The 23081-nt window shown below is 66.1% G+C and carries 23 protein-coding genes; 6 read left to right on the top strand and 17 right to left on the bottom strand.

What is annotated here, in order from left to right; translation table 11 throughout:
• Positions 1 to 2: 2 nt before the first annotated feature.
• A complete protein-coding gene (locus ACQR1D_RS19325; RefSeq protein WP_434839063.1) occupies positions 3 to 584 on the bottom strand; it encodes a hypothetical protein in 582 nt (193 codons plus the stop codon).
• Positions 581 to 1228 carry a ParA family protein gene (locus tag ACQR1D_RS19320; RefSeq protein WP_316182726.1) on the bottom strand — a complete coding sequence of 216 codons (648 nt, stop codon included), beginning with the start codon at positions 1226 to 1228 and terminating at the stop codon, positions 581 to 583. The genes ACQR1D_RS19325 and ACQR1D_RS19320 overlap by 4 nt, the downstream gene beginning before the upstream one ends.
• A 225-nt stretch (positions 1229 to 1453) precedes the next feature.
• Between ACQR1D_RS19320 and recQ the strand changes: the two genes are divergently transcribed.
• Positions 1454 to 3259, top strand: coding sequence for a DNA helicase RecQ (gene recQ / locus ACQR1D_RS19315; RefSeq protein ID WP_434839062.1), 1806 nt, complete (start codon positions 1454 to 1456; stop codon positions 3257 to 3259).
• 87 nt (positions 3260 to 3346) lie between these two features.
• Here the strand turns inward: recQ and ACQR1D_RS19310 are convergent, their stop codons facing one another.
• The 4 genes from ACQR1D_RS19310 to ACQR1D_RS19295 all read right to left on the bottom strand — a co-directional run bounded on the left by ACQR1D_RS19310 (position 3347) and on the right by ACQR1D_RS19295 (position 6764).
• The gene (locus tag ACQR1D_RS19310; RefSeq protein ID WP_434839061.1) at positions 3347 to 4252 is read right to left on the bottom strand and encodes a biotin/lipoyl-binding protein; all 906 of its coding nucleotides are present in this window, start codon (positions 4250 to 4252) and stop codon (positions 3347 to 3349) included.
• Positions 4253 to 4454: 202 nt separating this feature from the next.
• Entirely contained in the window at positions 4455 to 5021 is a 567-nt protein-coding gene (locus ACQR1D_RS19305; protein WP_434839060.1) for a cytochrome b, read from the bottom strand.
• A gap of 79 nt (positions 5022 to 5100) precedes the next feature.
• A complete protein-coding gene (locus ACQR1D_RS19300; protein WP_434839059.1) occupies positions 5101 to 6009 on the bottom strand; it encodes a sigma-70 family RNA polymerase sigma factor in 909 nt (302 codons plus the stop codon).
• Positions 6006 to 6764, bottom strand: a complete 759-nt coding sequence (locus ACQR1D_RS19295) for an SDR family oxidoreductase (RefSeq protein ID WP_434839058.1) — start codon at positions 6762 to 6764, stop codon at positions 6006 to 6008. Before ACQR1D_RS19295 ends, ACQR1D_RS19300 begins: the two co-directional genes overlap by 4 nt.
• Positions 6765 to 6907: 143 nt before the next feature.
• Between ACQR1D_RS19295 and ACQR1D_RS19290 the strand changes: the two genes are divergently transcribed.
• Together ACQR1D_RS19290 and ACQR1D_RS19285 are read left to right on the top strand one after the other, a co-directional pair.
• Positions 6908 to 8113, top strand: coding sequence for a M20/M25/M40 family metallo-hydrolase (locus ACQR1D_RS19290; protein ID WP_434893958.1), 1206 nt, complete (start codon positions 6908 to 6910; stop codon positions 8111 to 8113).
• Between the two features lie 710 nt (positions 8114 to 8823).
• A complete protein-coding gene (locus tag ACQR1D_RS19285) occupies positions 8824 to 9429 on the top strand; it encodes a GNAT family N-acetyltransferase (RefSeq protein ID WP_434873100.1) in 606 nt (201 codons plus the stop codon).
• A gap of 225 nt (positions 9430 to 9654) precedes the next feature.
• Here the strand turns inward: ACQR1D_RS19285 and ACQR1D_RS19280 are convergent, their stop codons facing one another.
• Positions 9655 to 9807, bottom strand: a complete 153-nt coding sequence (locus ACQR1D_RS19280) for a hypothetical protein (protein ID WP_315804983.1) — start codon at positions 9805 to 9807, stop codon at positions 9655 to 9657.
• Between the two features lie 416 nt (positions 9808 to 10223).
• Between ACQR1D_RS19280 and ACQR1D_RS19275 the strand changes: the two genes are divergently transcribed.
• Entirely contained in the window at positions 10224 to 10601 is a 378-nt protein-coding gene (locus tag ACQR1D_RS19275) for a hypothetical protein (protein ID WP_315804984.1), read from the top strand.
• Positions 10602 to 10872: 271 nt separating this feature from the next.
• Here the strand turns inward: ACQR1D_RS19275 and ACQR1D_RS19270 are convergent, their stop codons facing one another.
• From ACQR1D_RS19270 to ACQR1D_RS19260, 3 genes are all read right to left on the bottom strand, one after another.
• Positions 10873 to 11328, bottom strand: coding sequence for an RbsD/FucU family protein (locus ACQR1D_RS19270; RefSeq protein WP_315804985.1), 456 nt, complete (start codon positions 11326 to 11328; stop codon positions 10873 to 10875).
• Positions 11329 to 11397: 69 nt separating this feature from the next.
• Positions 11398 to 11736, bottom strand: coding sequence for a hypothetical protein (locus tag ACQR1D_RS19265; protein ID WP_434893957.1), 339 nt, complete (start codon positions 11734 to 11736; stop codon positions 11398 to 11400).
• A 216-nt stretch (positions 11737 to 11952) separates the two neighbouring features.
• Entirely contained in the window at positions 11953 to 12600 is a 648-nt protein-coding gene (locus ACQR1D_RS19260; protein WP_316239066.1) for a hypothetical protein, read from the bottom strand.
• Between the two features lie 171 nt (positions 12601 to 12771).
• Here ACQR1D_RS19260 and ACQR1D_RS19255 point away from each other — a divergent pair, with 171 nt between their 5' ends.
• A complete protein-coding gene (locus ACQR1D_RS19255; protein WP_434893956.1) occupies positions 12772 to 13509 on the top strand; it encodes a hypothetical protein in 738 nt (245 codons plus the stop codon).
• 24 nt (positions 13510 to 13533) lie between these two features.
• Positions 13534 to 15114 (top strand): endonuclease/exonuclease/phosphatase family protein, encoded by a 1581-nt coding sequence (locus ACQR1D_RS19250; protein ID WP_434893955.1) that lies wholly within the window; start codon positions 13534 to 13536, stop codon positions 15112 to 15114.
• A gap of 187 nt (positions 15115 to 15301) precedes the next feature.
• Here the strand turns inward: ACQR1D_RS19250 and ggt are convergent, their stop codons facing one another.
• The 7 genes from ggt to ACQR1D_RS19215 are packed head-to-tail and all read right to left on the bottom strand — an operon-like array spanning position 15302 to position 23061.
• Positions 15302 to 16924: a gamma-glutamyltransferase gene (gene ggt, locus ACQR1D_RS19245; RefSeq protein ID WP_434839053.1), complete on the bottom strand. Its 1623-nt coding sequence runs from the start codon at positions 16922 to 16924 to the stop codon at positions 15302 to 15304.
• Positions 16925 to 16945: 21 nt separating this feature from the next.
• Positions 16946 to 18445, bottom strand: coding sequence for an amidase (locus ACQR1D_RS19240; protein ID WP_434839052.1), 1500 nt, complete (start codon positions 18443 to 18445; stop codon positions 16946 to 16948).
• Between the two features lie 6 nt (positions 18446 to 18451).
• Positions 18452 to 19459 carry a branched-chain amino acid ABC transporter permease gene (locus ACQR1D_RS19235; protein ID WP_315804992.1) on the bottom strand — a complete coding sequence of 336 codons (1008 nt, stop codon included), beginning with the start codon at positions 19457 to 19459 and terminating at the stop codon, positions 18452 to 18454.
• A gap of 4 nt (positions 19460 to 19463) precedes the next feature.
• The gene (locus ACQR1D_RS19230) at positions 19464 to 20330 is read right to left on the bottom strand and encodes a branched-chain amino acid ABC transporter permease (RefSeq protein WP_315804993.1); all 867 of its coding nucleotides are present in this window, start codon (positions 20328 to 20330) and stop codon (positions 19464 to 19466) included.
• 10 nt (positions 20331 to 20340) lie between these two features.
• Positions 20341 to 21039 (bottom strand): ABC transporter ATP-binding protein, encoded by a 699-nt coding sequence (locus tag ACQR1D_RS19225; protein WP_434839051.1) that lies wholly within the window; start codon positions 21037 to 21039, stop codon positions 20341 to 20343.
• A complete protein-coding gene (locus tag ACQR1D_RS19220; RefSeq protein WP_434839050.1) occupies positions 21026 to 21748 on the bottom strand; it encodes an ABC transporter ATP-binding protein in 723 nt (240 codons plus the stop codon). Before ACQR1D_RS19220 ends, ACQR1D_RS19225 begins: the two co-directional genes overlap by 14 nt.
• An 11-nt stretch (positions 21749 to 21759) precedes the next feature.
• Complete coding sequence (locus ACQR1D_RS19215; RefSeq protein WP_316218600.1) at positions 21760 to 23061, bottom strand: ABC transporter substrate-binding protein; 1302 nt, start codon at positions 23059 to 23061, stop codon at positions 21760 to 21762.
• Positions 23062 to 23081: the final 20 nt, after the last annotated feature.

Genomic DNA, 23081 nt, shown 5'->3' with positions numbered 1-23081 from the left:
GGTCACGCGCCGAGGTCGGCAAGGCTGCCGCCCTGCTCGAAATGATCGAGGAAGATGCCGCCGAGCACGCGCGTGGTGGTCATCGCCGTCAGCGAGAACACCGCGACGCCGTACAGGTTGGCGCCGGGGACCACGCGGCTCAACGCCGCCGTGGTCAGGCCGCCTGCGACGACAGGCGCCGCAGCCGCCATCAGGCTGGCAACGATCGGGCGCGCCTGATCGTATTGGAACGGCACGCTGTACTCCTCGGCGAGCTTCTTCAGCATATGCAGCACGATCAGCCCGACCCCGACGGGGCCGGCGAAGGGAATCGGGATCAGCCCGCCCGCGGCGGCATAGGCGGCATAGCGCTCGACGATCAGCTGGCCGCGCTGCCGGTGCGACGGCACGACCGCCGACGACACGCCGGGCACCAGCGCCGGCGCGATCACCTCGTCGACCGCGTCCGAACCGGCATCCGCAGGCGCCGCCTTGGCCTTCACGCTCTTGCCCTCGGCGACCTGCGCGTCGTCGCCATCAGCAGCGCCGGTGCCGCGCATCTCCCCCATGGTCCGGCCGACCGCCTTCGGCAGCTTGCGGCTCATGCCGCGGCCTCGTGGAGGAACAGACGATCGATCTCGTCGGCGATCGCCGCGATGTCCTGCGCCGCGCGCCCGCCCTCGTCGATCAGATCCGGCGTGGCGCCATACAGCGCCGCCTCGGGATAGGCGACGCGGTTCTGCATCTCGCTGTCGAGCAGCGGAAAACCGGCCTTCATGATCTCCACGCGAATGTGCTTGGCGATCACCGACTCCCGCGTCGTCTGCGTCAGCAGGCAACGGAACAGCGGCCGCCAGCCCTTGATGCCGTTGACCAGGATCGCAAGCGTGTCGAGCATGGCATCGACATCCAGCGGCGACGGCTTCACCGGAACGATCACGAGATCGGCAGCGGCCAAGGCGCCGAGCGTCGAGGGCGTGCGGAACCCCGGCGTGTCGATGATCACCAGCGCCGATTTTGCGAGCTCCTTGGCGGTGCGCCAGACGCCTTCGGTGGCATCCTCGACGACGCGCAGGCCGGCGAGCGCACGCTCCCGCTCGGCGAGCCGCACCACCGATCGCTGCGGATCGGCATCGACCAGCACCACCCTGCGCCCGGCGAGGTGCCAATGCACCGCCAGGCAGGTCGCGACCGTACTCTTGCCGCTCCCACCCTTCAGCGTGGCCAGCGTGATGATCCGATTGGTCATGTCAGCTCACCCCGGGAGCCCATGCGCGTATCAGGATAGGAGCATAATGCGATGCAAGTCGATTCTGCCATAACTCCTCGGCTTGTCCAACGCGCCCCCTGCCGCTGTCCCCCGCCCCATACATCGCCTGGCCGAAATGCGCGCCAGCGGGCAGCTTTCGCTTGACGGCGGCGGGCTGCGACGGGACTTATCCAGTCCCTCTGTCCGTCGAAGAAGTGCGTTGCCATGGCCGCCGATCCGCTCTCGATCCTCAAGACCGTGTTCGGCTATGACAGTTTCCGCGGACGGCAGCGCGACATCGTCGAGCACGTGATCGCCGGCCATAACGCCTTCGTGCTGATGCCGACCGGCGGCGGCAAGTCGTTGTGCTACCAGATTCCGGCGCTGGCGCGTCCCGGCCTCGGGCTGATCATCTCGCCGCTGATCGCGCTGATGGAGGACCAGGTCGCGGCGCTCCGGCAGGCCGGCGTGAAGGCCGCGGCGCTCAACTCGCGGCTCTGGGGCGCGGAGAAGGATCTGCTGTGGCAGGACATCGAGCGCGGCGAGCTCGACCTGCTCTACATGGCGCCGGAGACGCTGCTCAAGGCGGAGAACCTCGAGCGCCTCAAGACCGCACGGTTGTCGCTGATCGCGATCGACGAGGCGCATTGCGTTTCGCAATGGGGCCATGATTTCCGGCCTGAATACCGCGCCCTCGACTGCCTCGCCGGGCTGTTCCCCACCATACCGCGCATCGCGCTCACCGCCACGGCCGATGCGCCGACCCGCGCCGAGATCGTCGAGCATCTCGCCATCGGCGACGGCAACAGCTTCATCGCCGGCTTCGACCGGCCGAACATCCGCTATGGCGCGGCCGAGAAGGTCAACAGCATGCAGCAGATGCTGGCCTTCCTCAAATCGCGCGAGGGCGAGAGCGGTATCGTCTATTGTCTGTCGAAGCGCAAGACCGAGGAGGTCGCGGCCTCGCTCAGCGATCACGGCTTCCCGGCGCTGCCCTATCATGCCGGCATGGAGATGAAGGCGCGGGAGAAGAATCAGCGCCGCTTCCAGCTCGAGCAGGGCCTGATCATGGTTGCCACCATCGCCTTCGGCATGGGCATCGACAAGCCCGACGTGCGCTTCGTTGTTCATGCCGACCTGCCCTCCAGCATCGAGGCCTACTATCAGGAGACCGGCCGCGCCGGGCGCGACGGCCTGCCCTCCGAGACTCTGATGCTGTACGGGGCGGAGGACATCGCGCTGCGCCGCCGCTTCATCGACGAGTCCGACGCGCCCGATGCGCGCAAGCGCACCGAGCGCCGCAAGCTCGATGCGCTGCTCGGCTTCGCCGAGACCTGCCAGTGCCGCCGCCAGGTGCTGCTGCGCTATTTCGGCGACGACTGCGAACCCTGCGGCAATTGCGACATCTGCCTCGACCCGCCGCAGACCTTCGACGGCACCATCGCCGCGCAGAAGCTCCTGTCCTGCATCCATCGCACCGGAGAGCGCTTCGGCCAGGCGCATGTCGTCGCGGTGCTGCTCGGCGAGAGCGACGAGCGCATCGAACGGCTCGGCCACGACAAGCTCTCGACCTTCGGCATCGGCAAGGAGCACGACCGCAACGCCTGGCGCTCGATCGTGCGCCAGCTCGTCGCGCACGGCCTGATCAGCGTCGACGTCGCCGGCCATGGCGGCCTGTCGATCTCGCCCGAAGGCCGCCAGTTCCTGCGCGACAGGCCGCAGCTCAGCCTGCGCGTGCTGAAGAAGGCGAAGCGCGACCGCAAGGTCCGGGAGCGCCAGACCGCGATGGCGTTTCCCGACATCGACCGCGAGCTGTTCGACAAGCTGCGCGTGCGGCGGATGGAGCTCGCCAAGGCGCAGAACGTCCCGCCCTACGTCATCTTCCACGACAAGACGCTGGCCGAGATGGCGGCCCGCCATCCACGCTCCGTCGCGGAGCTCGCCAGCATCCCCGGCGCCGGCACGGTCAAGCTCGCGCGCTACGGCGAGGCCTTCGTGGCGGTCATCAACGCGCATGATGCGGGCGATTGAGACCGGCGGCACGTTCGCTGGGCGCGCGCAAGGTTCCTCTCTACCAAGTTCACGGCGGCATTCGAGGTTGCGCAGGGATGGTCATGGTCAGATGCGCCGCTGCATCGACGCGGGTTGGAGATCCTGCTCGCAGCGATAGCTCTTCTGCGCCCTCTCCCGCAGGATCTGCGAAACCATCCGCTCCGTCCCGGTCAGGCCAGTCAGGATCGTCGCACCGACCGCCATGCCTGATCTCAATCCGGTGGGCATCGCCGCCCTCGGCAGGCGGATCTTCAGCGCGATCCGGTCTTCGTTGTCCGGCGAGCCGGACGCTGCGCCGATCAGTTCGGCATCCGCAACATGTCCATACAGCCGGATGGAAGGCAGGCCCGGCACGTCGATCGTGACCGCCTGTCCGATCGCGACATAGGTGATCTCGGAGACCGCGAGGGCAGCGATGATATCGGGCTCGCCCGGCGTGACCACGGCCATCAACGACCGATCTGCCGTCACGACGTCCCCGACATGGAGACCGCCTGCGGCCACGACGCCGGCGACGGGAGCGATGACGTCGTTCAGCGCGACCGTCGCGGCGCGCTCGTCCCGGTGCTCGATCCGTGCCAGAACCTGTCCCGCAACGATCTCCTGATTGTCGGTCACGAGCAGGTCCCTGACCCGGCCGGACACCGCCGACCTGACCGGGACTTCGTTCATCCTGACATAGGCGTCATCGGTGTGGACGAGATACTGGCCGACGGTCACATATTCGACCATCCATGGCAGCGCGACGAGCATTCCGATCATCAGGCCGAGCCCGGCGAGCGGCCACAGCGCACGTCCAGCGGCCCCCCTGGGTGTGGCGCGCGGGTCCGCCGGCGAACGCTCCTTATGCACAATGCCCGGCCGGGATCCGCCCGGCGCTTGCTGTCCGTCCACCGTTCGCTCCTCACGACCACGGCATCGGGCGCGTTTGCTGCCTCGGCGCCGTCCTCGTGACGTGAGGGTCGCGCCCACCGGATGCTCGTGACGCCGATGTGGCGGCTCGCAGGCCGGTTGATAATGGCGCCTGGACCGAATTGGGTCTTCAATTTCTCGAAACAATGCCCGCATCGACGGCACCGCGACGCCACCTCACAGCTCGACACGAGACGGCTCTGACGGCCGCGGCGGAAGCGACCGGTGCAATCCATGATTTCCGACAGGCGTGTCGCCTTCCCTAATCGTCCGAGTGAGGCAGCATGCGAACCAGCGTCCGGTCCCGGAAGATCCAGTGATGGATCAGCGCGGCGGCCGCATGCATTGCGGCCACGATGACAAGGGTGTGGGCGAGAATTTCATGCACTTCCTTGACGTTGTGAGCAAACGCGCGGTCCTTGGGCCAGGGCGACGCGATCTCGGCGATGCCAAACAGCGGCAAGGACTCACCGCGCGCAAACTGCAACACGATGCCAATGACGGGCACGGCAAAGAGCAGCGCATAGAGAACGTAGTGCGCGAAACGCGCGGCCGGATCCTGCCACTTTCCCATCCATGTGGCGAATTCGGTCGCTTCCGGCGGCGGAGATGGGTCGGCCAGCCGCCAAGCCAGGCGCACCACCAGAAGCATGAGGATCGCGATCCCGGCCGTCACATGGACGAGCAGGCCGGACTCGCGCGGCGCGCCCTTGGGCAGCACGTCACCGAACACCCCAAGCGCCCAGGCGACGGCCACGAGAACGACCGTCAGCCAATGCAGCGTCTGCGGAATCGCGCCGTAGTCCCTCGTCGAGTTGAAGAGCTGCATCTCAGACCTCTGTTAGCAAAAGATGCTCCTGGCGCGACCGTCCCTCGTTGATGTGGATCAAGCCCTTGCAGGTGGGTGCTCAGACCGGCGGGACGAGTGCCAGCTCTGCATCGGCCATGACATAGCGGACGTAGCGGTAGTCGCGGATGAAGCTGATCTTGCCGTCGCGCCAGCTCAGCCACATGAAGTAGCTGGGCTGCGGATCGCCCGGGCGTTCGAACACGGCGATCACTTCCCGGCCCTCCAGCCGGGCCGGCGCCAGCCAGACGCCGTCCATCCCGGCATAGATGCTGAAGAACATCCCGACATCGGCCGAGCCGACACGGACGGGATGAGTGGACTGGTGCAGTTTGACGTCGTGCGCCAGCAGCGCACGCAGGCCGTCCCAATCACGCCGGTTGAACAGGCTGACATAGCGTGTCACCGCATCGGAGGCGGGTCTCGCCGCCGGCCGTGCCTCGGCCAGAGCGTTGATCTCGGAGAGCCGCGCCCGGGCGCGGGCGAGATGCGCCTTCACCGAGTCCACCGTCAGGCCGAGCAGCGCCGCGATGTCGGCGAGCGGCTCGTCGAGCACGTCCTTCAGAACGAGGATGCTGCGCTGAGTGATCGGAAGCTCCGCGAAGCGCGACACCGCGGTCCGCACCGCCTCCTCGCGCATCATCATCTCCATGGCATCGGGCACGGTGTCGTCGGCGACGCCGTCGGCCGCCTCCATCGGTTCGGCAGCCCGGATCACACGGCTGCGCAGCAAGTCGAGCGCCCGGTTGTGCGCGACCCGGAACAGCCAGGCGCGCAGCATCGCGACGTCGCGCATCTCGTTCACCGCGACGAGCGCTTTTGTCAGTGTGTCCTGCACGACGTCCTCGCCGTCGATCACCGAGCCCATCAGGCGCGCGCAATAGCGATGCAGCTCCGGCCGCAGCTGCTCCGCCAGGGCCACGAGCTCGGCGCTGCGCACGTCGGGCGAAGCATGTCCGCCGTCACTCAAGCTGCCGCTCCTTCCATCACCGTCACGCCGTCGTCGCCGTTCAGACCGAACACGACACCATCGGCGAAGCGCTGGTCCTCCAGCACGGAGACGACGCGGTCGCCGAACGCGCGCGGCGGCATCGGCGCGCCGAAACGGGCAACGAACGCTTCCGGCGTGATGCCCATCGCGCCCGCATAGGCGCCCGCGGCCGTATCCCCCACTCCCGTGCCGAGGATCATCATGCGCGGCACGATCGCCTGGAAGCGGATGCCGAGCCTGTCGTCCTGCGACACGCCGTTGGCGTATTTCGCCATGAACCAGAGCATGCGCTTGGCGCCGCCATAGCCGCCTGACATCTGTGAACCGCCCACCGCCGCGCCGCTCGATCCGACCAGGACGCGGCTTCCTGGTTTCAGGGGGAGCTTGAGCGCCGCCTGGATCCAGTACAAGCCCGCCTTGACGTCCGTGTCCCAGGCGATCGAAAAATCCTCCCACCTCAGCCGATCCAGCCGGTCCATGTGCGGCGTCGTTCCGGCGTTCAAGACCAGGATGTCGGGGCGGATATCGCCGACGATGCGATGCGCGGCGGCCTCGTCGGTGACGTCGGCCGCGATCGTGGCCACGCCGAGGCGGGCGGCGACGGCATTCAACGCGCCGGTTCCGCGCGCGACGACGGTCACCTTGGCGCCGCGATCGACGAGGGCCTCCACGACTCCCAGGCCAAGGCCGCGGCTTCCGCCGGTGACGACGATCGTCTTGTCTTTCAGGCTCATGATGATGCTCCAATGTCGAGATGACATGAAGACGATCGAGGCATCGGAAAAGAGTCAGGCGGCGAAACCAATGCGAGCCCTCTTGCGCAACCGGCCGCCCGGCTGGATGCTCCGGGCACATCGTTCATCATGGGAATCGCTTCATGTCCGTCGACACCGCCGCCGCCATCGATCGTCTGATGCGTTTTCTCGCCGTGCAGGGCGTGACCGGACAGGAAAAGGCGATCGGGCGCGAGATCATGGCGGCGCTGAAGCAGGCGGGGGTCCCGGCCAAGGCGATGCGGCTCGATGATGCCAACACCCGGATTCCGCTGCCGACCGAGACCGGCAACCTGATCGTCGAGCTGCCCGGCCGCGGCACGATGCACAACCAGCCGCGCGTCATGTTCATGACCCACATGGACACCGTGCCGCTGTGCGCCGGCGCGCAGCCGAAGATCTCCGGCCGCAAGATCGTCAATCAGGCCAGGACCGCGCTCGGCGGCGACAATCGCTGCGGCTGCGGCATTCTCGTCACCCTCGCGGCCGAGCTGATCCGCGAGAGGCTCGATCATCCGCCGATCACCCTGCTGTTCTGCGTGCGCGAGGAGAGCGGGCTCTATGGCGCGCGGCACGTCAACACCGACGACCTCGGCGGGCCCGAGATGGCGTTCAACTTCGACGGCAGCTCCGCCTCCGCCGTCACGATCGGGGCTGTCGGTGCCGACCGCTGGGAGGTCGAGATCTTCGGACGCGCCTCGCATGCCGGCGTCGCGCCTGAGCGCGGCATCAGCGCCACCATGATCCTGGCGCTCGCGCTCGCCGACGTCAAAGCCGGCGGCTGGTTCGGCAAGGTGGTGAAGGGCAAGGGCAAGGCCGCGAGGCTTGGCACCAGCAATGTCGGCCCGGTCACCGGCGGCGAAGGCCGCCCCGCGGGCGACGCCACCAACGTCGTGACCGACTACGTCCACGTCCGCGGCGAATGCCGCAGCCACGATGCCAAATTCATCCGCGAGATCACCAAGGCCTACAAGACGGCTTTCGAGAAGGCGGCCAAGCAGGTCACCAACAGCGAGGGCAAGTCCGGCCGCGTCAAGTTCAAGGCCGAGACCGACTATCATCCGTTCCGGATGAAGGAGACCCTGCCCGTCGTCAAGCGCGCCACCGCGGCCGTCGCCGACATCGGCGCCACGCCGACCTTGCGCGCCGGCAATGGCGGCCTCGACGCCAACTGGATGGTCCGCCACGGCATCCCGACCGTGACCTTCGGCACCGGCCAGAACGAGCCGCACACGACAGACGAATGGATCAACCTCGACGAATACGACCGCGCCTGCGCGCTGGCGCTGCGGCTCGCGACGATGGGCTGACACGACGCCGATGCAGGAAGCCTGCGCAACGCCGGCGCGGGACATCGTCACCACCACTTCCCTCCTTCGGGCGATCGATCTGCAGACAAGGCCGAGCGATCTCGCGGCGGCGTACGCCCGAGTTTTGCATGGAGTTGACCTCTCCTACGAAGAAGAGGCGCAGGGAAGACCGGGTATCGGCTGATACCCGCGGTCCGCGTGCAACAAGAAGCACGCGGCAGAACCACAGGTTCAGCCCAATATCCGGCCTTCCCTGCGCGACGGTTTGACAGCTTATACGAGCTCTCCCCGGGGAACGGCTGTCTTGCCCCCGTCGCCTGCGGATCATCACCGCCGGCTTGGCATCAGCACCGCGATGCCAGGACCACACGATTTCGCCGTCGCGTCGCTCCGTTCGTCGGCTCGGCTGTGACACCAGGCTGCGGAGCAACACGCCCATCGCATCTTCCGGCTCGACGCTCGTGACGATCGCGAAACGTCCCTCTTCAGCGAGCCGGGATGTCCGGAAATGTGGAGGTGATTTGCCCGACGTGACAAGGGAGAAGTCCGCGACAAACTGGCACGACGGCCAGTTGGCGCATGGAGGGCATGCGAGGATTGCCCGTCGTGCACATCGGCCGGATCCGCACGCGTGCCGGCGGGCAAACTGCGCTTGCGCCTGGCGCGACCAGACGATTCCGTTCGGCCCATGTCAGACGGCGGTAAGCTTGATGACGTTCACATCACGTGGCGCAGGTCGCATAGGCAGCTTTTTGGAGCGAGGAGAGCCTTTGACTCATGACATCGGCGAGAGCCGCGTGACACTCGAGATCGCGGACAACCGGAATCTGCAGGGCTTCAAGAGAGAGTTGCAGGAGGCCTTCTCGGCCGCCGTGATGGACGAGGTTGGCTCGGTCCCGGACCAATCGATCCCCTCCGACGACGACATCGAACAGTCAGTCAACGCGGCGGGCGCCGTGACATATCAAATCCTGTTGGACGGCACACCCGTCGGCGGCGCCGTCCTGACCATCGATCCAATCTCGCATCACAATTCGCTCGATCTATTCTACATCTCGATCCGGCAGCATGGCCGCGGCATCGGGCAAAGGGCCTGGCACGCGATCGAGGCGCGCTATCCGGACACCAAGGTGTGGCAGACGTTCACGCCCTATTTCGAGAAGCGCAACATTCATTTCTATGTCAACAAATGCGGCTTCAAGATCGTCGAGTACTACAACGCCTACAACCCGCTGCCGCACCAGCCGCCGCTGCAAGGCATGCCTGACGACGGCGACTTCTTCCGCTTCGAAAAGCTCATGCAGGACGGTCGGTGAGCGGATGGAGCACGTTGGCGCTGAGCGATCGATCAGTTGTCTTGCGCACGGTATTTCGGCCGTCAACGCATGCTTTGCGTGGGGGCCGCCGGTGTTGCGGCGACCCGTCGCTTCATCCTCACGGCGCAGGCAAGCGGGCCGGTGCCCCGGCAAGCCCATCGCACGTGTCGCGCAAGCTCATCTAAACGCGCATCTGTTCATGGACGAGCGCTCGTGGTCGGGTCGTCAGCTCTTTCGCTCGAGCGTCGAGACGACTTCGTAGAGGCCAGGGTCGGCCTGGCCGAAAGCGTTGTTGCCCTGGATCAGGCCGCGCGCCATGAGGTGCTCGATGACGCGCGCTGCGGCGTCTTGATCCACGCTTTGCGCGTAGTTCACCACGCGCGTCCCATCCAGGCTGCGATGCAGGCTCGCGGATATCCACCCGTCCACCTCTCGAGCCGCTTCGGCGGCCCTTGCGAGACGGTCGATCAGTGGCTCCTGCTGACGCCGGAGACGTAACGTCGAGGTTCCAGGAAGTCAATCCGCCGACAGACCCACCTCCACGGCGATTCGACGACGCGCACAAGTTCGGTCGGCGACCCGGAACTCCAAAGGGCAGCAGCGGTTCTAATGCGGTGGACCCTGACATTCACTTTGGGAGCGCCGCTGGCACCTGAAGCGAAGTCGGATCCAGCACGGCAACTGATCATCCGTCTACCGGCATGCCCCGCTTCTGACAGTCGTCAACAGTTCTCGGCAGAGCCGGACACCTCAAGACATCCGCCGATCACGGCGCACTTCACTGGAGGCCTGACATGTCGACCAAGAAATCTCTGCTCGGCCGCACGGCCGCAATCGCTTCATTGACTGCACTCGCGATCGGCGCCTTGACCCCGACCAGCGCCGACGCTCGGAATGGGCGCTGGCACGGCGGTGGTGGCGCTGCCGTCGGCGCGGCGCTGGCGGCCGGAGCCATCGGCACCGGTCTTGCGATCGCCGCAAGCCGCGACGCCTATGATTACTACGATGGTCCGGTCTATGGCGGCCCGGCCTATTACGAGGCTCCCGCCTACTATGGCGTGAACCCCCACGCCTATGGCTACTACCGCAAGGGCGAATACCCCTATCAGGTCTATGGCGGCGACAGCCCGAACGCGGTCTGCGCGCAGGGCACGACCTGGAATTGCCGCTGAGGCCGCTTCTGATTGAAACCTCGGCGCGGCACCGGGCGAGGTCTTGTGGCGCTCGCCCGGCGCTGGACTCCCTTTTCTGCCGTCGTGACCAGTCCCGTAGCCGCCATGAGCGCAGCGACATGCAAGACCGACCTCTCGCCGGGTCGATTCCCCCGACGCCCATTGAGCCGCGGCGGGCGCGACGCGTCGAACGCGAGGCGGATGACCGATCGCGACCTACCGGCATGCACACCCCTGCCCAGATGCGGCGCGCCAGCCGGCATCGTGATCGCTATGCGCCATCCAGCGGAATGACGCCCTTGCTGAAGATGAAGCAGCCGTAGAACCGGCGCTCGCCGGTCGCGATCACGCAGTAGGCGCTCTTGGCCATTTCATAGAATGCGTAGCGCTCGACGCCGACCAGCGGCCACGGCCTGCCTTCGGCGCTGTTGGTCACCGCCTGGACCTCCTGCTGCACCGGCGTCACCTCCTCCGGCTTGCCGACGACCTCCATCCGGATGGCGGCATCGTCGATGAAGGTGTCGAGCGGAAGCACCGACAGCACCGCCTGGACGGCCCTGGCCGCACTCACATTGTCGATGCGCAGCAACTCGCCGAAGACGGTCTGCCGCGCGATCGCATCCGCCGGAAAGTTGGTGTCGCAGATCACGAGACGGTCGCCATGCCCCATCGCTCTGAGCGCGTAGAGCACGTCGGCATTGAGCAGCGGATCGATCCCCTTGAGCATGTGGTCTCCCTGTCAGTTTTCATGGACGGACCATGTCGGCAGTTGCGACCGCAGCCATCGCATTGCGGGCTACGCTCGCCCCTCGCCGACCAGCCGAAGATCGATGCTGCCAATCAGGTCCGCGCGCAGCGTTTCAGCGGCAGCCATCGCCGCCATGGTCTGTCGCAAGGTGCTCACGTTCGATCCGAGCGAAACGATGCCGCCGAGCACCGCGGCAATCGCCCCGAGGACGACGACCGCATTGGACCCGAGCAGGCCCAGTACCGCCCCGAGCAGCAATGCGGCGCCGCCGGATATCACGATCTTCGAGGCCAGGATGATCTTTCGACACCGCTCGGCCATTTCGGCAAGCTGTTCGATCCGCCGCTCGATGAGGGAGATTTGATCGCTCGGGTCGTCGTCATCCATCAGACCAACTGTTCTCCACGGTGTTTGCTTTGGGCGAATTCCGTCCCGCCCACCAACGTACGGCCATTGACTGGACATTCCAAGAGATGGTTTGCAGCCGTGAGGAAGCGACCTTGATGAAGCTCGCGATCATCCGACATGGTACGGTGTTGGATCACGCCAACACATGACATTTGGCTTTGCCACGGCGCGACCAAGGCGAGGAGGCTCTCGAGGCTAGGCCGGCACGGGAACCCCGGCCTTCTTCTCCAGCGCGGCCACCCGGTCGCGAAGGCTGCGGATCTCCGCGACCAGGTCGAGGACGTCCGGCGCGGGTTGATGCCCGATCATCCCGACATGGGTCGTGGTCACACGAATGGTCGACGAGTTGATCTCCATGCTGGTGTGGGAGCTCGCAACTGGACCCGGTTGCAGTGCAGGCGTTGCGGGGACTGCGATCGTAACGCCACCGGCCACAATTCCGTCTGGAGCGGCAACAGTTTTCTCGAACCGCGCGGCGCCTTTGACGGTCATGTCTTCGAGTTTCGCAGCACCGTGAATCGAAACGCCCCCCGCGTAATGCTTGCCATCGTTGAGAACAAGCTCGTCTGCCTGGGAGTGCGAGAGCGCCGCGCGCGCCGCCGGGGGCACTTTCGGGCTCTGGAGCTGCACCGTCTCGACGTTGCATACCATCATCGCTCGCCCCAGCCAGGCCGGAGCCAGCAAGAGACGCCCCGCGTGGGCCTCCGCGCCGTCAAACTCGATTCTGAGCATGCCGGGATAGCCCTGCGCGTCGACGGGAATCCTGACGTTGCCGCTCTGCAGCACAGTCGTTGATCCTTCCAGGATGACCGACGTGTCGGTGAGTTTGATGTCGCTCGTCATGTTCGCCGCCTCCCGTTGAAGATGTAACTTAAAATATCGTCAACTCGGCCGCCGCGGGTTGATTCACGTCAACGCTCCATCGGCTGGCGCCTGCGACCGTTAGCTATCAAGTAGGATGTTCTGGCGCGCGACAGGCCGCGCTCAGAACATGCGAACTGGCGGGGTCTTGAAATGCCCAATGATCTGCACACCGTCCTGAGCGGCATTCACGGATTGAAGGTCGACGCAGTCGAGAGGTCGGTTCCGGCCTGCGCGGACCATGCCTTTGCCTGGGCAGGCAAGCTGCTCGCCGTCCCTCATCCGCGAGCCCGCGCCGATTTCAGCTCGGCTCATCAACGGGCCTGGCTCGAGGCCATGAGCAATCTAAGCGCATGGAAGACGCGGCAGATCGATGTGAACCTGCCGGCATCGGAGAAGCTGCTGATTGTCGGATGGTACTTCCCGGAGCTCGCGAGCCTGCTCGGCACTGCGAAAGAAAAGCATGTGGTCGTTCTAGTATCGAATGATGCTCCCTGGCTCTCCGAGCTGAAGGACGCGGGCACCACACTGAACTTCCGGGCCGAAGGCGGTGCGTCGGCGCTCGCCGCGTACATGCGCGAAGGCCGCAACGTGTTCGCGATGATGGACAACATTCATCCGGGCACCGAGTTCATCCGCAGCCCATTCTTCGGGCGCCCCGCCAAGACCCCGGCCGCCATTCTGAGGCTTGCGATCCGCAACGGCTACACGCTGGCGCCGATAGCGCCCAGGGACAACCGTGTGGACGTGGTGGCGACACTGCCCACCGCCGGCAAGCAGCCGGAGGATCTTGCTGCCTGGGTGAACCAGAAGATCGAACAGGAGGTCAGACGGGCGCCGGAACGCTGGCTGTCCTGGCCGACGCTTGCCTACCGCTTCCAGGCAAGCTGATTCACCAGTCGGGAGGACGCGCGCATGCCCACCACGTCGTTCAATCAGCTCGCACAGCAGGCCGACGCACTTCACCCGCCGCAATCGCTGCACAGCCTCTTGTCCAGGCTGCGCTACCCCGGAGCGGCACCGGGAACGACCTTGCCGACGGCTTCGTTCGCCGACGCAGCTTGGCGCCTGTCGGGCCCCTCCACGACACGAATTTCATTCTTGCACTACAACATCTGGTGCCTGCGCGCGAAGATCGGACTGAAGGAGATCGTCGCCGCTGCCGGGGGAGTGGGCCACTTCGCGGCTTGTCTCGGGGTCTCGTCGGCCGAGTTCATCGGCAAGGCACTGGAGATGGTCGGGGCCGACATCGGAGATGTCTGCGACCGCATCTTCCCACCGATCGTGGAAGTCTGCGGCGTTTCCGTCAACCCGCTGAACGATGCCTGCAAGCTGGCGGGCGACTGCCTCTCGCTCGGCGGATACATCATCGAACATCTCAGTTCCGACCTCGACTGGCTGATAAGCCTCTTCTCGATCCCGGAGGAGGTCGTATTCGAGCTGCTGATGCAGATGGTCGCGCCGGTACTTGGCGTGTTCGAAGTGAGCGCCATGGAGAAGCCGGTTATCCCCGAGCGCGCCGACGAAATCGGCCGGAGGGTGTTCGCCTACGACCTCGTATCGCTGGTCGAGGCTTGGGACCAGGATACGAGGGATAAGATCCTGGCACATGGCACCGCGCAGCATGTCGAGGGACCGACCGGCTCCCTCGCCTACAAGCAGCTGCAGAGTGGGATTCTCGTACTCAGCCCGACGCGGACGATCGAGAATGGCGGCGGGCATGTCTATGCCGCGGACGGCGTGTCGCGCGTCATGCCCGGCGGATGCGAGATGAGCTACATGTTCGATTCCGACAAATGGGCGAACAAGGGGGTGCAGCTCACGCGTATCCCGGTTGGCTTTGGTGCGATCGAGCTATATTCGACGCATGTTTATGCCGGCGACGGCGGCCTTCTGTCGCCCGGCCCGACCGACGCGGAGAAGATCGACGTCAGGCGCAGGCAGATTGACGAGTTGATTGCCTTCATCAAGGCGACGCACCTTCCATCCAACGTGGCCATTGTCGCCGGAGATTTCAACATCGGCGCGGACACCGACGAATACCACAATCTGGTCGCGGCGATGGAGCAGGCCGGCTTTTATGACCTGTGGACCGTCCCGTTCGATACGATGAAAAGCGATGGTTTGACCGACCGTCACGGCGAGGGCGACGAGCCGATCTACAACGACTTCAATACCAACTGTAAGGTCTATCGCGCCAGCGAGGCATATCGGCAAGCCTACGATCCGGCCCTTGCCACGCCAACGATGTCGGACGATGTCGATTGCTACTGCGACGACATGCAGCCGGACGACGCGAATCCCACCGGATCCAGGATCGACTACCTGTTCATGGAACGTGCGACTGCATTTCACGGCTTCAATCTCGACGTCTCGCGTGTGCGCCGGCGCGCTTTCAAGTCACGCATTCGCTGGGTCGTCACCCCCGGCCCGCAGGACTATCTCTCGGACCACATCGGATTGGAGACGACTTTGTTCGCCAGCCCAAGGCACTGACCCAAGGCACTGGCGCACTGGGTGTTCAAGAAGCGCGGCAAGAGGCTCCAATTCACTGAATGGGTCGCTCATCGTCGATGCGCAGCGCTCGACGGCGGGAAGCCAAGTTGAGGCGTCTTCGCACTCGACCTGGTAAACGGCAGGCCACGCTACAGCGGTCGCGCCCCCATCCGACGTCCGCGCCGAACTACCAACCGTGGGCCGCACCGTCGCTCCGTGGATCTGAACCTCCGGCCAGAATGCCACTCTGCGGGTCGCGCGTAATGCCGTGGGCGTGGCCGGCCATCTCGTTCCATGCGCCCCAGCGGTTGATGATGTGCCCGCGCCGCGCCAGCTCGCTGACCGTCTCCTCCGGGAAGCGGCCTTCCATGTGAAGCGTATCCCGGGCCTCGCCGAGTCCGAAGCGGCCGGAGAGGAAGCGCGGCAGCTCGATGGCCTCCTGGATGTCGAGGCCGTGATCGATCATCGCCGAATACAGCTGGAGCTGGATCTGCGGCTGCCCGTCCGCGCCCATGCAGCCGAGCACGCTCCACAGCCGGCCATCGCGCTTGGCGATCGAGGCGATCAACGTGTGCAAGGGGATCTTGCCCGGCTCGAGCCGATTGGGATGGTCGGGCTCGAGCGAGAAATACGCGCTGCGATTCTGCAGCACGATTCCGGTGCGGCCGGCGACCAGGCAGGATCCGAACGCACCGTACAGGCTCTGGATCAGCGAGACCGCGTTGCCGTCGCCGTCGACCACCGCGACATAGACGGTGTCGCCGGCCAGGCTGCCATAGGAGGGAATCTGATCCCAGCGCAGCGCGCGACGAGGATCGATCAGTCCGGCGCGGCTGTCCGCATAGGCTCTGGAAATGAGCTCCTGATCCGGCACATCGACGAAGGCGGGGTCGGCGAGCACGCGGTCGCGGTCGTGATAGGCGATCTGCTTGGCCTGGACCATCAGATGCACGCGGTCGGGACCGAGCAGATCCTTCTCGTGCAGTCCGTGAGGCTCGAGCAGATTGAGCATCTCGAGCACCGAGAAGCCCTGGGTCGGCGGCGGCGTGTTGTAGATCTCGACGCCGCGGTAGCGGCCGACGAGCGGCGTGCCCCAGCCCGCCCGCTGCCGTGCCAGATCGCTGTCGCCAAAAAAGCCTCCCGCCTCGCGCGAGACGCGCGTCAGCTCGTCGGCCACCGGCCCGCCATAGAAGCCGGCCCAGCCCGCGTCCGCGACAGCGCGCAGCGTCCGGGCGAGATCCGGATTTGCGAGCCTCGCGCCCGCCGCGGGGATTGCGCCTCCGGGCATGAACAGCGCGGCCGCCTCCGGCTGGCGACAAAGCTCGTCACGCATCAGCTCGATGAAGCTCGCCAGCCGGGCTGTGACGGGAAAGCCATCCTGCGCGTAGGCGATGGCGTTCTCGAGCACCTTGGCGAGCGGCAGGCAGCCGAAGGCGCGATGCGCCTCGGTCCAGCTGGCAACCGCGCCCGGCACCGTCAGCGTGGCCGGGATGATGCCGCGCAGCGGGATCTCGCTGATCCCTCTCTCGCGCAACGCCGGCAGCGAGGCCGATCCGGCTGCCTTGCCGCCGCCGTTCAGGAATTTGACCGCTCCGCTGCGGCCGTCATGGATCAGCCAGAAGGCGTCACCGCCGAGGCCCGTCATGTGCGGATAGACCACCGACAGCACGGCGCTGGTCGCGATCGCGGCATCGACCGCGGAGCCGCCGGCGCGCAGGATGTCGACCCCCGCGCTCGAAGCGAGCGCATGCGGCGAAGTCACCATTCCGCGGGGCGCAAGCGTAACCGGCCGACCGGTGCTGATGTCCATGACAGATCCTTTGACAGCCAATCAGAGGCCGGGTGGCCGGGCGAAGCCGCCCAGGGCCTGCTCGACCAATTGGGCAAACTTCAGCGTGGTGCGATCGCCGAGATACGGTCCCACGACCTGCACCCCGGCGGGGACGCTGCCGACCTTGCGGCCGGTCGGAATGGCCGTGGCCGGCAGGTTGGCGACGGTGACCAATCCGGGCCAGGCCAGATTGTCCATGTACGGAACTGTGCCGCCATCCACGGCCAGGCGACGGGTGAATTGCGCGGCGAGATCGAGCCGCTCGACATCGTGCGGGAACGCCACCGTGGGCGTCACCGGGCAGATCAGCACGTCGTAGTCGGCGAAGAAGCGACGCCAGGCGCGATAGAGCTGATGGCGCTGCTCCGCCGCGGCGAGATGCTGCGGCAAGGATTGGCTGACCGCGTCGGCGACGCGGCGCGCGTAGCTGCCCTGCTCCGCCTGCTCCCCCGCGGCGAGCAGCGCGTCGCGGGCGGGCGGCGGCAGCCCGGCCCCGATGATGCCGAACAAGGTCTGCAGGTAGAGTTGGTAGCTCGCAGCAGGATCGATCGGCGGACGCGCCTCCCTGTCGACCGTCACGCCGAGGCGAACGAGATCATCGACGAAGGCGTCGATCGCCGCCGCGTAGCCATTGTCGAGCGGATAGGACTTTGCATCGCTCCACACCGCCACGCGGAAGGCGCGGAGATCCTGATGCCGTGCGCGCGGCAGCCGCAGCTCGGCCCCTGCAGCCTCGATCTCGGACATGCCCTGGACGACGTCGAACAGCAGCTCGAGATCGAACGCGCTGCGCGCCAACGGGCCGGCGACACCGAGCTCAGCAGGTGCGATATGGCCGGGCGGCGGCGGAATGTGGCCCTCGGTGCTGACGAGGCCGTAGCTCGGCTTGTGACCATGGACACCGCAGAAATGCGCGGGCACACGGATCGAGCCGCCGATGTCGCTGCCGAGCTCCAGCGACGTCAGCCCGGCGGCGAGCGCTGCGGCCGAGCCGCCGGAGGAGCCGCCGACGGTGCGCTCGCCGTCCCACGGATTGCGCGTCAGGCCGAACAGCGTGTTGCAGGACTGGTGGTCCGCCGCTCCCGCCGGCAGGTTGGTCTTGCCGAACATCACGGCGCCGGCGGCGCGGATCTTCGCCACGGCGACGGCGTCCGACGGCGGGCGATGGTCGCGCAAGTCTTCGAGCCCGCAGGTCGCGGCCATGCCCGACACGGCGAAGGAATCCTTGATCGTCATCGGCAGGCCATGCAGCGGCCCGGCCTGCTCGCCACGCGGCATTATCGCGTCGGCGGCGACGGCCTGACGGCGCGCGCCCTCCTCATCCAGCGCGACCACGGCGTTGCAGGATGGATTGACGCGCTTCACGCGATCGAGATGCAGGTCCAGCAATTCGCGCGCGCTGATGCGCCGCGAGGCGAGCAGCTTGCGCTGCTCCGTGGCGCTGAGAAAGCAGATCTCGTCGGGAGCCGTCGCGGTGGTCGGCATTCCGTTCACAGACATGGCGCATTATCCCATTTGTCCGGCCTTGTCGGCCAGCGGAGCAAGCGCGGGCGCGGCAGGGGCTGTCCGGCCGACGCCGAGAAAATTGAGCCCGAATCGATCGCGCAGCGGCGGCCACAGCCCGCGCGGCGACCACAACATGATGATCACGGCGACCGAACCCAGCGCGACGAGGTACCAGCCGGCGGATAGTCCGAGCTGGTCGGTGATCAGCTCGCGCAAGCCGAAGAAGATCACCGTGCCGATGATCGGCCCTTCCAGCGTGCCGATGCCGCCGATCATCACGACGAACATCATGTAGACCACCCAGTTCACGTCGAACGCCGCGGCGGGCGAGACATAGAGGTTGCCCAGGAAGGAGACCGCGCCGGCAAGCCCGCAGCCGGCGGCGGACAACACGAACACGATGAAGCGATTGCGCTGGACGTCGACGCCGACGCTCATTGCCGCCAGATCGTTGTCGCGCACGCTCATCAGGCCGAGTCCGAAGCCGGAGCGCATCAGAACAAACAGGCCGCCGATTGTCCCGAGCGCCAGCGTCCCGGCCATCCAGAACAGCGCCGGCTCGAACCAGTCGAGATCCATGAGCCGGCTCGATTTCAGCGGCAGGCCCGACGTCCCGCCAAGCCAGCCGGCCTTCATGACGAGGGCGGCAACAATCTCCGAGAACACCCACATCGCGATCGAGAAATACGCCTCGCGCAGCCGGAACAATGGCAGCGCGATGATCGCAGCGACGGTCGCGCAGGCCAGCGGCGCGACCGGCAGAACCCAGTAAGGCGACAGCTCGAACGTATCGGAGATCAGGAACAGACCGTAGGCGCCGATGCCGACGAACACCTGATGACCGAACGACACCAGCCCGGCATACCCGGCCAGCAGATTCCACATCTGCGCCATCGCCAGCACCAGCAGGCACTCGGTCGCAAACCGCAAGGTGCCCTCGCCGAGCAGCCATGGGCCGGCGACGAGCAGCGCCGCCGCGATGGTCGAGGAGATCACGATTGCTCTCATCGGATCACGCCCTGCTCGCGACCAGGCCGGCGGGCCGGATCAGCAGCATCACGAAGAACAACAGATGCGCATAGAGCAGGCCCGCATTCGCGTCCCATTTCAGGCCGGCGAGCTGCGCCATGCCGAGCACGATGCCGCCGAGCAGCGCGCCCCAGAACGAACCGATGCCGCCGAGCACCACGACCTCGAAGGCGATCAGCAGGCGTTCGACGCCGGAGAACGGGGTGAAGCTTGAGCGAACCGCCAGCAGCACGCCGCCGATGGCGCCGAGCGCCAGCGACAGGCCCATGACGTAGTTGTAGACCATGTCCGGCCTGACGCCGAACAGGCGGACGATGTCGCGCCGGTCCGCGGTGGCCCGCACGATGCGGCCGAACACCGTGCGCTTGAGCGCCCATTGCAGCAGCAGGAACAACAACACGGCCACGCCGAGCGTCAGCAACGGCATGACGCCGATGGTCAGCCCGAACAGACTGATGCTCGCGCGGGAGAGCTCGCCGAGCTGCAATCCCCTGACGTCGGCGCCGAAGATCTCGACCATCAGGTTGCGCAGCACGATCGAAACCCCGAAGGTCAGCAAGAGCGGCGCCAGCGGGTCCGGCGCGCGGGCCACCCGGTTCATGATAGCTGCCTGATAGAGATAGCCGACGCCGAACGCCGCGACCACAACCGGGATCAGCACGAACAGCGGATGCACCTGCGGAAACAGGCCGACGAGCATCACGGCGAGATAGGCCGCCAGCACCATGAACTCGCCATGGGCAATGTTGACCAGCCGCATCACGCCAAAAACGAGCGCAAGCCCGATGCCGAGCAGGCCGTATAGCCCGCCCAGCAGCGCCCCGTTCACCAGCGTCTCCAACCAGGCCATGTCCCCTCGCTTACATTCCGAAATAGGCTTGCGTCAGCTCGGCGAGACCGACCTCGCCTGCGCTCGCCGACAGCGACACGCGTCCCTTGAGCAGGCAGTAGATGCGGTCGCTCGCACTCGCGGCGCGCTTGACGTCCTGCTCGACGAGCACCAGCGCCGTCCCTTCGCTGCGAATGTCGGCGAACGCGCCGTAGATCTGCTCCACCATGACCGGCGCCAGGCCGAGAGAAATCTCGTCGCACAGCAGCAGGCGCGGATTGCACATCAGCGCGCGGCCGATCGCGACCATCTGCTGCTGCCCGCCGGAGAGCTGCTGCGGCATGTGGTTGCGCCGCTCCTGCAACGCCGGAAACAGGTCGTACACGCGCCGCAGGGTCCACGACCCCGGCCGCCTGCTCACCTGCCCCATCAGGAGGTTTTCCTCGATGGTCAGCGTATCGAACAGCATGCGCCCCTCGGGCACCATGCCGAGGCCGAGCCGCGCGATGCGCTCGGCCGGCATGTTCACGATGTCGCCGCCGGCGAACCGGACGCTGCCGCGCTTGCTGTCGATCAGTCCGACCAGCGCACGCAGAAAGGTGGTCTTGCCAGCGCCATTGGCGCCGACCAGCGCCACGGCTTCGCGCTCGGCGACCGTAAAGTCGAGACCAAACACCGCCTGCAGATCGGCGTGAAAGACGTCGAGGCCCGCCACCTCAAGCAATGTCATCGGCCGTGAGCCCCATGTAGATTTCCTTGACCGTCCGGCTCTCCATCACCTCCGCAGGCGGTCCATCCAGCACCTTGCGACCGAAATTCAGCACGAGGATGCGATCGGCGACGGCGCGCAGGGCGTGCGGAATGTGCTCGATCCAGATCATGGCGTGATCGGCCTTCACGCCCGCGATGATGTCGATCAGCCGCTCGACCTCCGGCTCGGTCAGTCCGGCAGCGATCTCGTCGAGCAGGATCAGGCGCGGCCTGGAGGCGAGCGCCTTGGCGAATTCGAGCCGCTTGCGGTCGATCAGCGGCAAGGCGCCGGCGACGCGATCCGCTTTGCCGGCGAGCGAGGTGCGGCCAAGCACCTCCATGGCCCAGTCGGTGGCCGCGGCGCCGTGCAGGCGGCCGCCATAGGTTGCGGCGACCAGCACGTTTTCATAGACGGACAGATGGGGGAATGGCTGCGGAATCTGGAAGGCGCGGCCGATGCCGAGCCGGGCCCGGCGATGCGGCGGCTCGGCGGTGATATCGCGGCCATCGAGCATGATCGTGCCGGCATCCGGCTTGATCAGTCCGACGATCAGGTTCAGAATCGAGCTCTTGCCGGCGCCGTTCGGACCGATCACGCCGAGGCACTCGCCGCGAGCGAGCTCGAAGTCGAGGTCATCCGCAACCCGGATGACCCCGAAATTCTTGCAGAGATTCTTTACGCGCAGCACGCGGCCATCCCTCAGGCGAGCTTCGACAGCAGTGCGAGATCGGCCTGCTTCGGGATGAACGGCGCGGTGCCATTGTGCACGATCAGGAGCTCGTAGGGCGACTTGCCGCTCTTGGTCTTGCGCCATTGCCCGCCCGACAGCGAGGTCACCGCGACGTTCTTAATCGGGCTACCCTTGAATTTGACCGGGCCGACGACGGTCTCGAGATCGAGCCCGGCGATGGCATCGCGCAGCGAAGTCTTGTCCTTGGGATCACTGTTGCGCAGCGCCGCGAAGCCGACCTCCCAGAGCGCGTGCGCATAGCCGATCGGCTGCGTCCATTGCTTGCCGGTCGTCTTCTCCCACTCGGCCGCAAGCTCGGCGGCACTCTGGCCGGTGAGCGAGGATCTGAACGGATAGGCTGGCGTCCACCACACCTCCGTCGACATGCCGTCGCCGCGGTCGCCGAGCGCATTGACCGCGCTTGGAAACAGGAAAGCCGCCGCGACGGTGCAGATCTGCGGTTTGAAGCCGGCCTGCGCGGCCTGGTTCCACAACGTGACCCAATGATTGCCGTAGGCAAAGCCCGAGACGATGTCCGCACCGGCATTCTTGAAGGTCGACACCTGATTGGAGAAGTCATCGGTTGCGATCTGGAAGCTGCCGGTCGAGACCTCCTGGAAGCCGGCCTGCCTGATGCCGGCCGGCAGGCCGAGCTTCTGATCGGAAAACGCCGTGCCTGCGGGATTGTCGATGTAGAGCGTCCCGACCTTCTTGTTGGTCTCGACCGACTGCCACATGCCGACGAAATTCTTCACGACGTCGTCGGCGCCCCAGAAGAAATGGAACGTGTAGGGGAAGCCTTTATCGGGCGTGGATTTGCGCGGAAACATCCAGCCTTGCCAGGGCAGCATGGTCGAAATCGTCGGCACGCCGCGCGCATCCGCCAGCTCGCCGATCGGGATCTCCGCATCGCCATCCTCGACCAGGATGAGATCGCATTTCTCTCGCAGTACGAGCTCGCTGGCCACCACCGACGCACGGTTGGGATCGGACTGATCGTCCTTGATCACGAACTCCACGGCGTAGTTCTTGCCGCCGATCTTCAGACCGTCCTTCACCAGACCCTTCATCCGCTCGTGGATCCAGGGATCCGGCTCGGCAAAGGGGGCGCGTACTCCCGAAAGGCAGCCGCACCAGCCGATCTTGATGGTACTCGACGCGGCTCCTGCAATATTCACCAGCGGCACATTGCTGGCCGCCGCCAATCCTGCCGTTCCGGCGGCCTTGAGCAGGCTGCGCCGACTGACCTTCCCGCTACCGATCTTCGTCACGACATGTCTCCTGCAAATCA

Origin of the sequence: Bradyrhizobium sp. HKCCYLRH2047, assembly GCF_051168175.1 — a bacterium.
Taxonomy (GTDB): Bacteria; Pseudomonadota; Alphaproteobacteria; order Rhizobiales; family Xanthobacteraceae; genus Bradyrhizobium.
The sequence above is the reverse complement of the archived record's forward strand: the minus strand, read 5'-3'. Positions and strand labels throughout refer to the sequence as shown.

Coding starts and splice junctions, on each gene's coding strand:
- ACQR1D_RS19325 (WP_434839063.1), bottom strand. CDS start 584: ATGAGCCGCAAGCTGCCGAAGGCGGTCGGCCGGACCATGGGGGAGATG.
- ACQR1D_RS19320 (WP_316182726.1), bottom strand. CDS start 1,228: ATGACCAATCGGATCATCACGCTGGCCACGCTGAAGGGTGGGAGCGGC.
- recQ (WP_434839062.1), top strand. CDS start 1,454: ATGGCCGCCGATCCGCTCTCGATCCTCAAGACCGTGTTCGGCTATGAC.
- ACQR1D_RS19305 (WP_434839060.1), bottom strand. CDS start 5,021: ATGCAGCTCTTCAACTCGACGAGGGACTACGGCGCGATTCCGCAGACG.
- ACQR1D_RS19295 (WP_434839058.1), bottom strand. CDS start 6,764: ATGAGCCTGAAAGACAAGACGATCGTCGTCACCGGCGGAAGCCGCGGC.
- ACQR1D_RS19290 (WP_434893958.1), top strand. CDS start 6,908: ATGTCCGTCGACACCGCCGCCGCCATCGATCGTCTGATGCGTTTTCTC.
- ACQR1D_RS19285 (WP_434873100.1), top strand. CDS start 8,824: ATGACGTTCACATCACGTGGCGCAGGTCGCATAGGCAGCTTTTTGGAG.
- ACQR1D_RS19275 (WP_315804984.1), top strand. CDS start 10,224: ATGTCGACCAAGAAATCTCTGCTCGGCCGCACGGCCGCAATCGCTTCA.
- ACQR1D_RS19270 (WP_315804985.1), bottom strand. CDS start 11,328: ATGCTCAAGGGGATCGATCCGCTGCTCAATGCCGACGTGCTCTACGCG.
- ACQR1D_RS19265 (WP_434893957.1), bottom strand. CDS start 11,736: ATGGATGACGACGACCCGAGCGATCAAATCTCCCTCATCGAGCGGCGG.
- ACQR1D_RS19260 (WP_316239066.1), bottom strand. CDS start 12,600: ATGACGAGCGACATCAAACTCACCGACACGTCGGTCATCCTGGAAGGA.
- ACQR1D_RS19255 (WP_434893956.1), top strand. CDS start 12,772: ATGCCCAATGATCTGCACACCGTCCTGAGCGGCATTCACGGATTGAAG.
- ACQR1D_RS19250 (WP_434893955.1), top strand. CDS start 13,534: ATGCCCACCACGTCGTTCAATCAGCTCGCACAGCAGGCCGACGCACTT.
- ggt (WP_434839053.1), bottom strand. CDS start 16,924: ATGGACATCAGCACCGGTCGGCCGGTTACGCTTGCGCCCCGCGGAATG.
- ACQR1D_RS19240 (WP_434839052.1), bottom strand. CDS start 18,445: ATGTCTGTGAACGGAATGCCGACCACCGCGACGGCTCCCGACGAGATC.
- ACQR1D_RS19235 (WP_315804992.1), bottom strand. CDS start 19,459: ATGAGAGCAATCGTGATCTCCTCGACCATCGCGGCGGCGCTGCTCGTC.
- ACQR1D_RS19230 (WP_315804993.1), bottom strand. CDS start 20,330: ATGGCCTGGTTGGAGACGCTGGTGAACGGGGCGCTGCTGGGCGGGCTA.
- ACQR1D_RS19225 (WP_434839051.1), bottom strand. CDS start 21,039: ATGACATTGCTTGAGGTGGCGGGCCTCGACGTCTTTCACGCCGATCTG.